We start from the raw sequence: 15852 nt of genomic DNA on the forward strand, positions 1-15852 counted from the left end.
GCAAGGCTGTCATCCACGGCGCGTGAATGCACTCAGGAGGTTCCTGCCGACAGTTCCCGGCCACGCCGGGTGGCGGCCGATACCGCGGCGTCCACCAGCGCGCGCAGGCCGCCGGCCTCAAAGGTTTCGATGGCCGCCTGCGTGGTGCCGCCCGGCGACGTGACGCGCTGGCGCAGCACTGCGGCGGGTTCGCCGGTTTCGTCGAGCATGCGCGCTGCGCCGAGCACGGTCTGCACCACCAGGGCGCGCGCGGTGTCGGCCGACAGGCCCTGGGCTTCGCCGGCCGCCTGCATGGCCTCGGCCAGCAGGAACACGTAGGCCGGGCCGCTGCCCGAGACCGCGGTGACGGCGTCCATCAGGCGCTCATCCGGGATCCAGGCCGTGATGCCTGCGGCCTGCATCAGCGCCTCGGCCGCCTCGCGCTGTGCGGGCTGGACCCGGGCATTGGCGTACAGGCCGGTGGCCCCGGCCCCGAGCAGGGCGGGCGTGTTGGGCATGGTTCGGACCACGGCCTGGTCGCCACCCAGCCAGCTGTCGATCTGTCCGGTGGTGATGCCCGCGGCGATCGAGATGACCAAGGGACGGCGCGCCGCCGCCAGCGGTGCCAGCGATTCGCAGACCGCGCGCATCACCTGCGGCTTCACCGCCAGCACCCAGGTGCCGGCGGGTCCGGCCGCGTCCAGCCCGTGCTCCCCGGCCCACAGGCCGTAGTCGGCCACCAGGGCCTGGCGCAGGGCCGCCACGGGTTCGGCCACCCGCAGCTGGCCGGGCGCGTGGCCACGCGCCACCAGGCCGCCGATCAGGCTGCGGGCCATGTTGCCGCCGCCGATGAAGGCGATGGCGGCGGAGGAGTCGGGAGTGTCGGGGGTCATGGGTTCACGGCGGGTGGGGGAGTGGGGGAGGCGCTGCGGGCCCCGAACAGGGCCGTACCGAGGCGCACGAGCGTGGCGCCCTCGGCGATGGCCAGGTCGAAATCCTCGCTCATGCCCATGGACAGGGTATCGATTCCGGCGTGGTGCGCGGCCAGGTCGTCGAACAACCGGCGCAGGGCGTGGAAACTGGCCCGGCGCCGGGCCGGGTCCGGATGCGGCTCGGGAATGGCCATCAGCCCGCGAAGACGCAGGTTCGGCGCGGCCAGCACCTGATCGGCCAGGGCGGCGACCTGGTCCGGAGCGCAGCCGGATTTTCCGGCCTCGCCATCCACGTTCACCTGCAGCAGCACGTTCAGCGGCGGGCGGCCGGGACCGCGGGCCTGGTCCAGTGCGGCCACCAGTTTGGGCCGGTCCACCGACTGCACCCAGTCGAAGTGGGCCGCGGCCTCGCGGCACTTGTTGGACTGCAGGTGGCCGATCAGGTGCCACTCCAGCGACAGGTCCGACAGCGCCCGCACCTTCTCAATGCCTTCCTGCACGTAGTTCTCGCCGAAGACCGACTGACCCGCGGCGGCCAGCGCACGCACCTCGTCGGCGGTCCGGGTCTTGGACACCGCCAGCAGCGTCACGGACCGTGGCCTCCCCGCCAGCGTGGCCGCGTTTTCAATGGTTTGCAGGACGCCGTGAAGGGTCTGGTGTAGCGATGGCATGGGGGGTATTCACCTTCGTGGTTAGGGCTATACTGCCCCGGGGACACGCGGTCGCCTATCCGTTGACGCGCTGAGGGGACAATACAAAATGGACATCGCCGAACTTCTGGCATTCTCGGTCAAGAACAAGGCCTCCGACCTGCACCTGTCGGCCGGCCTGCCTCCCATGATCCGAGTGGACGGCGACGTTCGCCGCATCAACATCCCCGCCCTGGACCACAAGCAGGTGCACGCGCTGGTCTACGACATCATGTCCGACAAGCAGCGGCGCGACTACGAGGAATTCCTCGAGGTCGACTTCTCCTTCGAAATCCCGGGCCTGGCCCGCTTCCGCGTCAACGCCTTCAACCAGAACCGCGGCGCCGGCGCCGTGTTCCGCACCATTCCCAGCCAGATCCTGACGCTGGAAGAGCTGGCCGCGCCCAAGATCTTCGCCGAGATGGTGCAGCAGCCCCAGGGCCTGGTCCTGGTCACCGGTCCCACCGGCTCGGGCAAGTCCACCACCCTGGCGGCCATGGTGGACAGCGTGAACAAGAACGAATTCGGCCACATCCTCACCGTCGAGGACCCGATCGAGTTCGTGCACACCTCGCAGAAATGCCTGGTGAACCAGCGCGAGGTGCACCGCGACACGCACGGCTTCAACGAGGCCCTGCGCTCGGCCCTGCGCGAAGACCCCGACTACATCCTGGTCGGCGAAATGCGCGACCTGGAAACGATCCGGCTGGCGCTCACCGCCGCTGAAACCGGCCACCTGGTGTTCGCCACCCTGCACACCTCGTCGGCGGCCAAGACCATCGACCGAATCATCGACGTGTTCCCGGCGGGCGAAAAGCCGATGGTGCGCTCCATGCTTTCGGAGTCCCTGCGCGCGGTGATCTCGCAGTCGCTGCTCAAGAAAGTCGGCGGCGGCCGCGTGGCGGCCCATGAAATCATGATCGCCACCCCGGCCATCCGCAACCTGATCCGCGAGGACAAGGTGGCCCAGATGTACTCGTCCATCCAGACGGGCCAGCAGTACGGCATGCAGACGCTGGACCAGTGCCTGCAGGACATGGTCAAGCGTGGCCTGGTGACCAAGCTGCAGGCCAAGGAATACGCCAAGGAAAAGAAGCTTTTCGACTGAAGCCCGGCCGGTCGGGGGGCTGGCACGACGTCAATGAACACCGCGCCCGGGCCAAGGCCCCGGGGGCCGAACAGGAGCACGCATGAGCAGCATCGACTTCACCTCCTTCCTGAAGCTGATGGCGCACAAGAAGGCCTCGGACCTGTTCATCACCGCGGGCGTGCCGCCGTCGATGAAGGTCAACGGCAAGCTCTCGCCCATCACCCAGAACCCGCTCACGCCGCAGCAGTCGCGCGACCTGGTGCTGAACGTGATGAACCCCTCGCAGCGCGAGGAGTTCGAAAAGACCCACGAGTGCAACTTCGCCATCGGCGTGTCCGGCGTCGGCCGCTTCCGCGTGTCCTGCTTCTACCAGCGCAACCAGGTCGGCATGGTGCTGCGCCGCATCGAGACGCGCATCCCGACGGTCGAGGAACTCAACCTGCCGGCGGTCATCAAAACCCTGGCGATGACCAAGCGCGGCATCATCCTGTTCGTCGGCGCCACCGGCACCGGCAAGTCCACCTCGCTGGCGGCCATGATCGGCTACCGAAACATGAACTCCTCGGGCCACATCATCACCATCGAGGACCCGATCGAGTTCGTGCACAAGCACGAGGGCTGCATCATCACCCAGCGTGAAGTCGGCATCGACACCGACAGCTGGGAAGCCGCGCTGAAGAACACCCTGCGCCAGGCCCCGGACGTGATCATGATCGGCGAGGTGCGCACCCGCGAGGGCATGGACCACGCCATCGCCTTTGCCGAAACCGGCCACCTGGTGCTGTGCACCCTGCACGCCAACAACGCCAACCAGGCCATGGACCGCATCATCAACTTCTTCCCGGAAGACCGCCGCAGCCAGCTGCTGATGGACCTGTCGATGAACCTCAAGGGCGTGGTGGCGCAGCAGCTCATCCCCACCCCGGACGGCAAGTCGCGCCGCGTGGCGATGGAGATCCTGCTCGGCACGCCGCTGGTGCAGGACTACATCCGCGACGGCGAGATCCACAAGATCAAGGACGTGATGAAGGAGTCGACCAACCTGGGCATGAAGACCTTCGACCAGGCCCTGTTCGAGCTCTACCAGGCCGGCGAGATCAGCTACGAGGACGCGCTGCGGTTCGCCGACTCGGCCAACGAGGTGCGCCTGAAGATCAAGCTCGCCCAGGGTGGCGACGCGCGCACGCTGTCGCAGGGCCTGGACGGCGTGGAGCTGTCCGAGGTCAAGTAAGCCCTCGCGCGGCAGGGTTCAAAACGCCGGGCAATGCCCGGCGTTCTTTTTCGGACGGAACCCGGGTTCAGCGGACATCGTGGCGCGGCGGGCTAGGGTGGTGCGCCCGGATCCGTGGAGTGAATGCGATGGCGTTGTCCCTGCTGCTGCTGGCCGTGCTGGCGGCGGAGTCCGCCCCGGCGGCCGACGAGCCCCGCGCGCTGGACCGCGTCAGCGTGTGGCTGGGTGGCTTCCAGGCCGACAGCAACACCACGGTGTCGGCACGCGCAGGCGATGGCGACTACACGGCGGCGGGAACGGTCAACCTCGAGCGCGACCTGGGCCTGGACCAGCGTGAGCCCGTGACCCACGCGCGCCTGGACTTCCTGGTCGGCGAATCGCAGGGCCTGTCACTGGAATATTTCGGCTACCGGCGCAGCAACGAGACCCGGCTGAGCCGGCAGATCGAGTTCGATGGCCAGGTCTACCAGGCCGATGCCCGCCTGCGCGGCGATTTCGACTACGACTTCGCCAGCGCGGCCTACCGCTGGTGGTTCGGCGAAGGGGCCACCGTGTACGGCCTGGGCTTGGGCCTGGCCGGCTACTGGGTGCAGACCCTGCTCGATGGCGAAGCCAGCCTGGACGAGGACAGCGTGCGCGCCACGGTCCGCAGCTCCGACCAGGCGGTGGCGCCGCTGCTGGCACTGGGCTGGCGCCACGCCTTCTCCGACCAGGTGCGGGTCTACGCCGACCTGTCGGGCGTGGCCAAGGGCGGCCAGCGCCTGAGCGGCCACATCGTGGACGCGGCGGTGGGCCTGGAATGGTTCCCGTTCGAACGCGCCGGCCTGGCCCTGGAGTACGGCGCCACCCGCATCCGCCTGGACCGCAGGCGCGACCTGCTGGACGCGCGCCTGGACCTGGCGCTGAGCGGCCCGTCCGTCTTCCTGCGCATCCGCTGACCGGCGGCGCGTTAGACTAGCGCCATGGCCGACAGCCCCTTCCTCACCGATCATTTCCTGATCGCGATGCCCGCGCTGGACGACCCCAATTTCCAGCGCGCGGTCACGCTGGTGTGCCAGCACGACGCCAATGGCGCCATGGGCATCGTCATCAACCGCGAGGCCGACTACACCGTCGGCGAACTGCTGGACCAGATGAACCTGCCGACAGACGACGCCGAACTGGCCGGCCGTTCGATCGTGGCCGGCGGCCCCGTGCAGCCCGACCGCGGCTTCGTGCTGCACGACGACCCGCGCGAATGGAATTCCACCCTGCGCTTCGGGCGCGGCCTGGCCGTCACCACGTCCCGCGACATCCTGGCCGCGATGGCCAAGGGCGACGGTCCGGCCAACGTGCTCGTCGCCCTGGGTTATGCCGGCTGGACCGCCGGCCAGCTGGAGGCCGAGCTGGCCCAGAACAGCTGGCTCACGGTGCCCGCCGACCAGGCCATCCTGTTCGGCACGCCGCTGGGCGAACGCTGGCATGCCGCCGCGCGCGGCCTGGGCGTGGACCTGTCGCGGATGACCGACTACGCCGGCCACGCGTGAGCAGCCCGACCACCCTGCTGGGCTTCGACGTCGGCGCCAAGCGCATCGGCGTGGCACTGGGCAACACGGTGACGATGAGCGCCCGCGAGTTGGGTGTGCTGGACGTGCATGCCGCCGGACCGGACTGGGCGCGCCTGGACAAGTGGGTGCAGGACTGGCGCCCGGAGGCCCTGGTGGTCGGCGACCCGGCCGCGCCGGACGGCGGCGACCAGCCCGCGCGCCAGCGTGCCCGCGGTTTTGCCCGCACCCTGGCCCGCCGCTACGCGCTGCCGGTGCAGCAGGTGGACGAATCCCGCAGCTCCATCGAAGCCGCCCAGCGTTTCGCCGCAGCCCGCGCCGCCGGCGCCCGCAAGCGTTCGCAGGCCGACCAGCTCGACGCCCTGGCCGCCGTCGTGATCCTGGAACGCTGGCTGGCCGAACCCCATTCCCGCCTTCCCCTCGACCCGCCGCCGCCCCGCCATGAGCCCTGACCCCACCACCGACGCCCGCCTGCAGCACCTGCTGACCCTCGAGGGCCTGTCGGCCGAAACCCTGACCGACCTGCTCGACCGCGCCCAGGCCATGCTGCCCGACGCGCACGCCGGCACCGCCCTGCGCCACCGGCACGCCGGCCGCACCCTGTGCACGCTGTTCTTCGAGACCTCCACCCGCACCCGCAGCAGCTTCCAGCTGGCGGCCACGCGCCTGGGCATGGACGTGCTCAACTTCGACATCGCCACCTCGTCCACCCGCAAGGGCGAAAGCGCGCTCGACACCCTCAAGACGCTCGAAGCGATGGGCGTGGACGTGTTCGTGGTGCGGCATGCCGACAATGGCGCGGTGGCGGCACTGGCCGCCGGTGCCGCGCCGGGAACCCACCTGATCAACGCCGGCGACGGCCGCTCGGCGCATCCCACCCAGGGCCTGCTGGACATGCTGACGCTGCGCCAGCGCAAGGGCGCGGATTTCTCGCGCCTGTGCGTGCTGATCGCCGGCGACCTCAGGCACTCCCGGGTCGCGCGCTCGGACCTGCACGCGCTGCGCACGCTGGGCTGCGGCGAGATCCGCGTCTGCGGCCCCGCCAACCTGCTGCCCGGCGAAGACGTGCTGCAGGGCTGCCGGGTCTTCCACGATTTCGACGAGGCCGTGGCCGGCGTGGACGCCGCGATCATGCTGCGGCTGCAGCGCGAGCGCATGGAGGAAGGCCTGGTGCCTTCGCTCGAAGGCTACTTCCGCGACTACGGCCTGACGCCGGCGCGGCTGGCGAACGCGGCTCCCGACGCCCTGGTCATGCATCCGGGCCCGATGAACCGCGGCGTGGAAATCGACGGTGGCGTGGCCGACGGCCCGCAGTCGGTGGTGCTGGCCCAGGTGGCCAATGGGCTGCCGGTGCGCATGGCCGTAATCGATGCCCTGTTGGTGGGCGCCTGACTATTCGGTGGCGACCACGCCGTTGAGGTAGTCGAAGGTGCGCGTGATGTGCAGCACGTCGATGTTCTCGCTGGTCTGGGGCAGGGGCGGGAAGGGTTCGGCCAGGCGCACGCTGCGGATCGCCGCCTGGTCCAGCACGCCCAGGCCGCTGGTCCGGTTGAGCAGGATTTCCTCGATGCTGCCGTCGCGGCGCACCGCCACCGTCACCACCAGGCGTCCGCCCAGGCCGCGCCGGCGGGCCTCGTCGGGGTAGTTGAGGTTGCCCACGCGCTCGACCTTGCTGACCCAGGCCCGCAGGTAGCTGGCGTATTCGTACTCGCGGGTGCTGGCCGAAACGAACTTGCGCTTGGGCCGCTTGGCCATCAGCGCCTGGCGGCGCTCGATCTCGGCGGCCAGCCGGGCCATTTCCATGTTCTGTTCCACCAGCTCCTTGCCCGGCGACAGCGGCGAGGGTTCGGTCTCGCGCTGGTCCTTGGGCACCGGAAGGGTCATCTCGCTCTGCGCCGTGGTGCTGAGCAGACGGGGCACGGGCTCGGGCTCGGGCGGTGGGGCCTGCGTCACCATGGGTTCCGGGGCCAGCCCCGGTTCGGGCTTGGGGACCGGGGCCAGCTGCTCCTCGCGGGGACGTTCGGCCCGGTCGCTCTCGCCGCCGCCCTGGTTGTTGGCCTGGGCGATGAAGTCGGCGTCCTTCGGGGCCTCGTCGCTGCGGGTCTCGGTCAGGATCACGTCCAGGGTCGGGGTGACCGGGGCCGCGTCGTCGCGGGCGAAGCCCACGCCCAGGATCAGCACGCCGAACACCACCAGGGACAGGGCCGAGGTGGCGCTGAGCCGTTCCCGAGAGCCGATGACAGGTGCGGCCGGCATCTCAGTCCCGGCGGGCCCGACGGGCTTCCAGCGCATCGAACAGCTGCCCCGCGATGTTGAGGCCGAACTGGGCGTCGAGCTCGCGCACGCAGGTGGGGCTGGTGACGTTGACCTCGGTCAGCCAGTCGCCGATCACGTCCAGGCCGACGAACAGCATGCCCCGGCGCTTGAGTTCCGGCCCGACCTGGCGGGCGATCCACAGGTCGCGCTCGGACAGGGGTCGGCCCTCGCCGCGGCCGCCCGCGGCCAGGTTGCCGCGGAACTCGTCGCCCTGCGGGATGCGGGCCAGGCAGTAGGGCACCGGCTCGCCGTCCACCAGCAGGATGCGCTTGTCGCCATCCTTGATCTCGGGCAGGAAACGCTGGGCCAGGGCCAGGTGGCGGCCGCTGTCGGTCAGGGTTTCCAGGATCACGTTCAGGTTGGGCTCGCCGGCGCGGACCCGGAAGATCGAGCGCCCGCCCATGCCGTCCAGCGGCTTGAGCACGGCCTCGCCATGCTCGGCCACGAACGCCCGCAGCTCGGCCGCGTCGCGCGACACCCGGGTCGGCGGGCAGCACTGCGGGAAGAGCAGGGCGCCCAGCTTCTCGTTCAGGTCGCGCAGGCCGCGCGGGTCGTTGAGCACCAGCACGCCCTCGGCCTGGGCCACCGACAGGATGTGGGTGTCGTGCAGGTAGTCGGCGTCCACCGGCGGGTCGGTGCGCATCAGCAACACGTCCACCCCGGACAGGGGCCGGGTGGCGGCCTCGCCGAGCTGGTACCAGTCGGCCGGGTCGTCGCGCACGGTCACGGCGGCCATGCGGGCCATGGACCGGGAGCCGTCCAGCGACAGACCCCCGGGCAGCACGTAGTGCAGCCGGTGCCCGCGACGCTGGGCCTCGAGCAGCATGGCAAAACTAGTATCCTTCCCGATCTTGATCTTGCCGATCGGGTCCATCACCACGGCCACGTCCAGTGCCATCGGCGCCTGTTACTCCGTCTTGCAGGGGCCCTAGCCTAGCAGGGCCTCCGAGGAACGTGCGGGCGGTCACGCTGGAACCGGGACGTGCTTGACACATTCGGGCTCGGCTGGGATATAAGCTAATAAGGTGCGGGCGCCGGTGATGGGGCCGGCACTGCCAGGGACAGCACTGCAATGGGGAGTGAGATGGACGAAAACCACCTGGCCGGCTTGCGGGTCATGGTCATTGACGACTCGAAGACGATCCGCCGTACCGCCGAAACCCTCCTCAAGAAGGAAGGCTGCGACGTGGTGACGGCGACCGACGGCTTCGAGGCCCTCGCGAAGATCGCCGACCACCAGCCGCAGATCGTCTTCGTCGACATCATGATGCCGCGCCTGGACGGCTATCAGACCTGCGCGCTGATCAAGAACAACCAGATGTTCAAGAACACGCCGGTCATCATGCTGTCCTCCAAGGACGGCCTGTTCGACAAGGCGCGGGGTCGCATCGTCGGCTCCGAGCAGTACCTCACCAAGCCCTTCACCCGCGATGAGCTGCTTTCGGCCATCCGCAAGTACGTGCCGGCGGGCTGAGGCGCACCATGGCCAAGCCCAACCACAGCCACAACAAGCGCACCGGTCCGTTCGAAACCCTGCTCGATTACGAGCAGCGGTCGCTGGCCCACGTGCCGGGCCGTCCCGAGATGGTGGAAGCGCCGGGCCACTGGCGCGGCGTGGGCTTCCGGCTCGGCCAGCGGCGGCTGGTGTCGTCGTTCGACGAGGTGGTTGAAATCCTGCCCTTGCCTCCGGTGACACCGGTGCCCGGTGCCCACAACTGGATGCTGGGCGTGGCCAACGTGCGCGGCAGCCTGCTGCCGGTGGTCGACCTCAAGCAGTTCCTCGAGGGCGAGCGCACCGTCGTGCACGAGGGCCAGCGCTGCCTCGTCGTGCGCCAGGCCGGTGGCAACGTCGCGGTGATCATCGACGAGCTGTTCGGCCAGCGCACCTTCAACGATTCGCACCGGGCGGAACTTTCCGGCGCCGACACCGATGGCCGCTACGGCCATTTCGTCGGCCAGGCCTACCAGTTGTCCGACACCACCTGGGGCGTGTTCAACATGTCCCTGCTCACGCGTACGCCCGAATTCCGCCAGGCCACCGCATAAGTGGTCCACGTATTCCATCTTCTTTCAGTTGTTGATCTTCAAACAGGGGTTGAGGTCCAGTCATGAGCACTAATCCGCGCTCGTTCACCGACAAGCTTACGAATTTCGGCCTGGGCTTCTGGGCATTGATCCTGGTGATCTCGCTCGCCGTCCTGGGTGCGAACTTCGCCGCCAGCGGCTACTACAGCGGCCAGGAAGCGAAGGCTCAGGCGCTCACCGCCGACCTGCAGGTGCTTTCGCAGCAGCTGGCGAAATACACCCAGGAAGCCGTCGACGGCAACGCCGACGCCTTCACGGAGTTCAAGGCGACCAAGACCCGAATCGATTCGATCGTCAACGCACTGCGCAGCGGCAGCGATGCCGAGGGCGTTCCGGCGTACGAGGGCAATCCGAACGCACTGGGCGTGAGCAGCGCGCTGTCCAAGGTCACCGAGACCTGGACGCCGATGGCGGCCGCTGCCGAGCGCATCACCGAAAGCGAGGAAGAGGTGCTCAACCTCGCCGACACCGCCGCGCAGTTCACCGCCCGCGTGCCGCGCCTGGCCTTCCAGCTCGACGAGGTGGGCCGCTCGCTCACCGACGCCAATGCCCCGGCCTCTCAGATCTCCATCGCCAACCGCCAGCTCGTGCTGGCTGACCGCATGTCGCGCCGCGTGACGGAAATCGTGGCCGGCGGTGAAAACGCCGTGTCGGCGGCCGACGCGCTGTCCCGCGACGCCGGCGTGTTCGCCGCGGTGCTGCAGGGCTTCCGCGACGGCAACGCCGAAGCGGGTTACAACAAGATCACCACGCCGGGCGGCATCGCCAACCTGCAGGCGGCCGAAGCGCTGTATGCAGAAGCCCAGGCCGACCTGGACGTGATCCTGGAAGCCGCGGCCGACCTGGCCGAGGTGCAGAGCGCCGCGACCCAGATCTCCGAGGAGTCCAACGTCCTGCTCGAGAACTCGCAGGCGCTGTTCACCAGCTTCGACAACATCAACTACGCCCGTGTGTTCCCGAACAACTACTGGGCTATCGGCGGCGGCATCGGCGCCGTGGTCGGCCTGGTCGGACTGCTGTTCACCATCTTCCGCGACCAGCGTCGCCGCCTCGGCACCACGCAGGAGCTCAACCAGCGCAACCAGGAGGCCATTCTGCGCCTGCTGGACGAAATGGGTTCGCTCGCCGAAGGCGACCTGACGGTCAAGGCCACGGTCACCGAGGACATCACCGGCGCGATCGCCGACTCCATCAACTTCGCGGTGGAAGCGCTGCGATCCCTGGTGTCCACCATTAACGAAACGGCCGTGCAGGTCGCCGCCGCCGCCCAGGAAACGCAGGCCACCGCCATGCACCTGGCCGAGGCCGCCGAACACCAGGCCCAGCAGATCACCAGCGCGTCGGCGCAGATCAACGAAATCGCATCGTCCATCGACGAGGTGTCGAAGAACTCCGCCGAATCGGCCGACGTGGCGCAGCGCTCCGTGCAGATCGCCGCCAAGGGCGCCGAAGTGGTGCGCCAGACGATCCAGGGCATGGACAACATCCGTGACCAGATCCAGGAGACCTCGAAGCGAATCAAGCGACTGGGTGAAAGCTCCCAGGAAATCGGCTCGATCGTGGAGCTGATCAACGACATCTCCGAACAGACGAACATCCTGGCGCTCAACGCCGCCATTCAGGCCGCGTCCGCCGGTGAGGCGGGCCGCGGCTTCGCGGTGGTGGCCGACGAAGTGCAGCGACTCGCGGAACGCGCCTCGAACGCGACCAAGCGAATCGAGGCCCTGGTGCAGACCATTCAGTCCGACACCAACGAAGCCGTCAGCTCGATGGAACAGACCACCGCGGAAGTGGTGGCCGGTGCCCGACTGGCCGAGGACGCGGGCCTGGCCCTGGGCGAAATTGAAAAGGTGTCCAACGACCTCGCGGACCTGATTCAGAACATCTCCCAGGCAGCCCGCCAGCAGTCCACTGCGGCGACCAACATCACGGCCACCATGAGCGTGATTCAGGAGATCACCACGCAGACGTCGCAGGGTGCGAACCAGACCGCGGAGTCGATCGGAAACCTCGCCCAGTTGGCCGCCGACCTGCGCCGATCGGTCGCGGACTTCAAGCTGCCGGGCTGATGCCCGGAACCGGTTTGTCAACGGCACAACCATGTCGCGTGCGCCCAACCGGGCGTCCGTGCACTGACAGGACCTCGGCATGAGGCTGCACGAAAACATCGATTTCACCACGCTCACTTGGGTCAAGCCCGAGCTCGACGAGACCTTGCGCCAGGCACGCCAGGCGCTGGAGGCCTACGTCGAGGAAGGCGAGGACCCCGGCCAGCTCAAGGCCTGCGCGACCTACCTGCACCAGGTGCAGGGCACACTGCGCATGGTCGAACTCTACGGCGCCGCCATGGTGGCCGAGGAGATGGAGCACCTGGCCAGCGCCCTGGTCGAGGGCAAGGTCGCCGAGCGGGAAACCGGCTACGCGGCGCTGATGCGCGGCATCGTGCAGCTGCCCGACTACCTCGAGCGCCTGCAGAGCGGCCATCGCGACATCCCGATCGTGCTGCTGCCGCTGCTCAACGAGCTGCGTGAGCCGCGCGGCGAGAAGGGCCTGTCCGAGTCGGTGCTGTTTTCGCCCGACCTGTCGCGTCCGCTGCCCGTCACCGCCGCCGGCCCGGCCGCGCCGCTGCCGCCGGAAGAGCTCAAGCGCCGCGCCGACACCCTGCGCAACCTGTTCCAGGGCGCGCTGCTGCGCTGGCTCAAGGATGACAACAGCGCCGCGACCATCCGCGACCTCACCGACGTCTGCGAACAGCTGGTGCCGATCACCGACGCCGAGCATGCGCGCCGCCTGTTCTGGGTCGCCGCCGGCACGCTGGACGCGCTGGCCAAGAATGCCTTCGAGGCCTCCAAGCCGCTCAAGCAGGCGCTGGCCAAGGTCGAGCGCGAAATCAAGCGCCTCGCCGAGGGCGGCGATGCCGCGTTCCGTACCGATCCGCCGCTGGAGCTGACGCGCCAGCTGCTTTATTTCGTGGCCCACGCGCCCACCGACCACGGCCGCATCGGCGAGATCCGCCAGGTGTTCGGCCTGGGCGAATACATCCCCAGCGAGTCCGAGCTGGCGCATGCCCGCGGCAGCCTCAGTGGCCGCAACCGCGCGCTGCTGTCCACGGTGGCCCTGGCGATCAAGGAAGACCTGCTGCGGGTGAAGGACGCGCTCGACCTGCACCTGCGCACGCCCGATGCCGCCGCGGTCGGCCTCAACGACCAGGTCGAGGCGCTCGACCGCGTCGCCGACACCCTGGGCATGCTGGGCCTCGGCGTGCCGCGCCGCGTGGTCCAGGACCAGCGCACCGCCATCCATGCCATTGTCAGCGGCCAGCGTGCCGCCGACGAATCGGCCCTGCTCGACATCGCCGGCGCGCTGCTCTACGTCGAAGCTTCTCTCGACGACCAGGTCGCCCGCCTGGGCGAAGCCGACGCGGCTACCGATGCCCCGGCGGACGAGTCGGCCCTGCCCAGCTCCGAGGCCCGCAAGGTGCTCGAAGTGGTGGTCAAGGAAGCCATCGGCAATTTCGCGCAGGCCCGCCAGTGCTTCGTGGCTTTCGTGGAAACCCATTGGGACCACGCCCAGCTGGCCGACGTTCCGCGCCTGCTGGACGAAGTGTCCGGCGCGCTGCGCATCCTTGAACTCGTCGAGGCGCCGCAGTACCTCACCGCCGTGCGCCGCTTCACCGAGAGTGAACTGCTGCGTCGCCATCGCGTGCCCAACGGCCAGCAGATGGATCGCCTGGCCGATGCGCTGGCCAGCCTGGAGTACTACCTCGAGGCCCTGCGCGACCGTCGCCCCAAGCGCGAGCAGATACTGGAAGTCGCCAAGCAAAACCTTGAGTCGCTGGGCTACTGGCCGCTGCCGGCCGAGGACCTGATGCCGGCGCCGGCGCCCCGTGCGGCGGCGATCGCGGCGGCCGTCGTTGCACCGGCGGTGGCCAAGCCGCCGGCCGCGGAACCCGCGGCCGAAGCGGCTCCCGCGCCCGTTTCCACGGCGCCGGCGGTGGTCGCTCCGGAGCCGGAGCCCGAGCCCGTGTCCGCACCCGAACCGGTGCTGGCGTTCGCGCCGCCGGCCGATGGCGCCGAGACTGCGCCCGTGGCCGAGGCACCGGTCGCCGCCGCATCCGCGCCGTCCGCGCCCGTCGGCGGCGCTTACCCGCAGATCCCGGGCTTCGATGGCTCCAGCGACGAGATCGACGACGAAATCCGCGAGGTCTTCCTGGAGGAGTTCCAGGAGGAAATCGGCAACCTCGAGCAGCTGCTGCCGACCTGGCGCAGCCGTCCCGACAATACCGAACAGCTGCGGCCCATCCGCCGCGTCTTCCACACCCTCAAGGGCAGCGGGCGCCTGGTCGGCGCCAAGGCCTTGGGCGAGTTCAGCTGGAAGATCGAGAGCATGCTCAACCGCGTGCTCGACGGCACCCGCACCGCCAGCCCGGCGGTGGTGTCGCTGATCGAGAACGCGTTCAACACGCTGCCCCTGCTGCGCGCCGCGCTGCAGGGCGAGGCCGTGCACGCCGACCTGGAAGGCATCCAGGCCCTGGCCGACCGCGTCGCCGCCGGCGAGGAAGTGATCTACCAGCCGCAGCCGGTTGCGCCTGCGATCAGCAGCGCGCCTGCGGCCGCGGCGGTCGAGGCCGCGCCGGAGCCCGCGCTGGTCGCGGAGCCGGAGCCCGTGCACGAGCCCGCGGTTGAAGCGGCCTCCGTTGCCGACGAGGGTGGAGAAGAGCAGGGCGGCTTCGCGATCGATCCGGTCCTGTTCGAGATCCTCAAGCCCGAAGTGGCCGGACATCTCGAGACCGTGGACGCCTGGCTGGCGCAGTGCGCCGCACGCGGCCCGCAGCCGGTCACCGACCAGCTGCTGCGCGCCGTCCACACGATGAACGGTGCCTTCGCGATGACCGAGGTCACCGCGTTGACCGAAGTGACCGCGCCGCTGGAAGGCTTCATGAAACGCTCGCTGGCCAGCCAGCGTACCCCCGGTGCCGACGGCGTTGCCGCCGTGGCCGATGCGGCGTCCGCGATCCGCGAGGCCATCCTCGCGCTGGAACGTCCGCGTCCGGTGCTGCCGCATTTCAGCGCGCTGGCCGCGCGCGCCGCCGCGCTGCGCGATGGCCTGCCGGAATCCTCGGTGCCGATCCCGCTGCATCCGGAGGAAGTGGAGAGCGTGCTGCCGACGCCGGTGCCGATGGAAGCGCCCGATGTCTCCGGCCTGCCGCAGTTCGCCGACGACACCGACGCCGAACCGGAGTTCGAGCAGGAGCGGGTCTCGCTCGATGCCTTCCTGGAAGCGCCGGTCGCCGCCGATGAGCAGGCCCCGTCGCTGTCCATCACCGAAACCGATGCGGGCGATTTCGGCCCGACGCTCAGCCTGGACGACATCCTCGCCGCCGAAGCTGCGGTGGCCCGCGCCGCCGAAGCCGAGGCTGCTGAAGCGGCTGCAGCTGAAGCGGCTGCTGCCGAAGCTGCCGCTGCCGAAGCCGCCGCTGCCGAAGCCGCCGCTGCCGAAGCCGCCGCTGCCGAAGCTGCTGCTGCCGAAGCCGCTGCTGCTGAAGCCGCTGCCGCTGAAGCCGCCGCTGCCGAAGCTGCTGCTGCCGAAGCCGCTGCTGCTGAAGCCGCCGCCGCCGAAGCCGCTGCTGCCGAAGCGGCTGCTGCTGAAGCCGCGGCTGCCGAAGCCGCTGCCGCCGAGGCCGCTGCTGCCGAAGCCGCTGCTGCTGAAGCCGCCGCTGCCGAAGCCGCTGCTGCTGAAGCCGCCGCTGCCGAAGCCGCCGCTGCCGAAGCCGCCGCTGCCGAAGCCGCTGCCGCCGAAGCCGCTGCTGCCGAAGCCGCCGCTGCCGAAGCCGCCGCCGCCGAAGCCGCCGCCGCCGAAGCCGCTGCTGCCGAAGCCGCTGCCGCCGAGGCCGCTGCCGCCGAGGCCGCTGCTGAGGCCGCTGCCGCCGAGGCCGCTGCCGCCGAGGCCGCCGCCGCCGGGGCCGCCGCGGGGGGGGCGGCGGGGG

General features: G+C 69.7%; 14 protein-coding genes. 10 read left to right on the forward strand and 4 right to left on the reverse strand.

What is annotated here, in order from left to right:
• Positions 1-32: 32 nt before the first annotated feature.
• A complete protein-coding gene (gene proC / locus ACOQFR_RS03315) occupies positions 33-872 on the reverse strand; it encodes a pyrroline-5-carboxylate reductase (RefSeq protein WP_421378485.1) in 840 nt (279 codons plus the stop codon).
• Positions 869-1582, reverse strand: coding sequence for a YggS family pyridoxal phosphate-dependent enzyme (locus tag ACOQFR_RS03320; protein ID WP_421378487.1), 714 nt, complete (start codon positions 1580-1582; stop codon positions 869-871). The genes proC and ACOQFR_RS03320 overlap by 4 nt, the downstream gene beginning before the upstream one ends.
• A gap of 88 nt (positions 1583-1670) precedes the next feature.
• Between ACOQFR_RS03320 and ACOQFR_RS03325 the strand changes: the two genes are divergently transcribed.
• The 6 genes from ACOQFR_RS03325 (at position 1671) to ACOQFR_RS03350 (ending at position 6857) form a co-directional block, all read left to right on the forward strand.
• A complete protein-coding gene (locus ACOQFR_RS03325; RefSeq protein ID WP_421378489.1) occupies positions 1671-2708 on the forward strand; it encodes a type IV pilus twitching motility protein PilT in 1038 nt (345 codons plus the stop codon).
• 82 nt (positions 2709-2790) lie between these two features.
• The gene (locus ACOQFR_RS03330; RefSeq protein WP_421378491.1) at positions 2791-3921 is read left to right on the forward strand and encodes a PilT/PilU family type 4a pilus ATPase; all 1131 of its coding nucleotides are present in this window, start codon (positions 2791-2793) and stop codon (positions 3919-3921) included.
• A 128-nt stretch (positions 3922-4049) separates the two neighbouring features.
• Complete coding sequence (locus ACOQFR_RS03335; protein WP_421378493.1) at positions 4050-4859, forward strand: hypothetical protein; 810 nt, start codon at positions 4050-4052, stop codon at positions 4857-4859.
• A gap of 24 nt (positions 4860-4883) precedes the next feature.
• Entirely contained in the window at positions 4884-5447 is a 564-nt protein-coding gene (locus ACOQFR_RS03340; protein ID WP_421378496.1) for a YqgE/AlgH family protein, read from the forward strand.
• Positions 5444-5917, forward strand: a complete 474-nt coding sequence (gene ruvX, locus ACOQFR_RS03345) for a Holliday junction resolvase RuvX (protein WP_421378499.1) — start codon at positions 5444-5446, stop codon at positions 5915-5917. Before ACOQFR_RS03340 ends, ruvX begins: the two co-directional genes overlap by 4 nt.
• Entirely contained in the window at positions 5907-6857 is a 951-nt protein-coding gene (locus ACOQFR_RS03350; protein ID WP_421378502.1) for an aspartate carbamoyltransferase catalytic subunit, read from the forward strand. Before ruvX ends, ACOQFR_RS03350 begins: the two co-directional genes overlap by 11 nt.
• On the opposite strand, the gene ACOQFR_RS03355 is transcribed toward ACOQFR_RS03350, so the two are convergent.
• Together ACOQFR_RS03355 and gshB are read right to left on the reverse strand one after the other, a co-directional pair.
• Complete coding sequence (locus tag ACOQFR_RS03355) at positions 6858-7721, reverse strand: energy transducer TonB (protein WP_421378505.1); 864 nt, start codon at positions 7719-7721, stop codon at positions 6858-6860. It abuts the gene before it with no gap.
• Between the two features lies 1 nt (position 7722).
• Positions 7723-8679, reverse strand: coding sequence for a glutathione synthase (gene gshB / locus ACOQFR_RS03360; RefSeq protein ID WP_421378508.1), 957 nt, complete (start codon positions 8677-8679; stop codon positions 7723-7725).
• A 186-nt stretch (positions 8680-8865) separates the two neighbouring features.
• Here gshB and pilG point away from each other — a divergent pair, with 186 nt between their 5' ends.
• The 4 genes from pilG to ACOQFR_RS03380 form a co-directional block, all read left to right on the forward strand.
• On the forward strand, positions 8866-9255 hold the full coding sequence (gene pilG / locus ACOQFR_RS03365) for a twitching motility response regulator PilG (RefSeq protein ID WP_421378511.1): 390 nt from the start codon (positions 8866-8868) through the stop codon (positions 9253-9255).
• An 8-nt stretch (positions 9256-9263) separates the two neighbouring features.
• Positions 9264-9827, forward strand: a complete 564-nt coding sequence (locus ACOQFR_RS03370; protein ID WP_421378514.1) for a chemotaxis protein CheW — start codon at positions 9264-9266, stop codon at positions 9825-9827.
• 62 nt (positions 9828-9889) lie between these two features.
• Positions 9890-11935, forward strand: coding sequence for a methyl-accepting chemotaxis protein (locus ACOQFR_RS03375; protein ID WP_421378517.1), 2046 nt, complete (start codon positions 9890-9892; stop codon positions 11933-11935).
• A gap of 79 nt (positions 11936-12014) precedes the next feature.
• Positions 12015-15852: Hpt domain-containing protein (locus ACOQFR_RS03380; RefSeq protein WP_421378520.1), on the forward strand; the 3838-nt coding region annotated here is incomplete at its 3' end.

The sequence above is a fragment of the Arenimonas sp. MALMAid1274 genome, assembly GCF_049195245.1.
Taxonomy (GTDB): Bacteria; Pseudomonadota; Gammaproteobacteria; order Xanthomonadales; family Xanthomonadaceae; genus Arenimonas.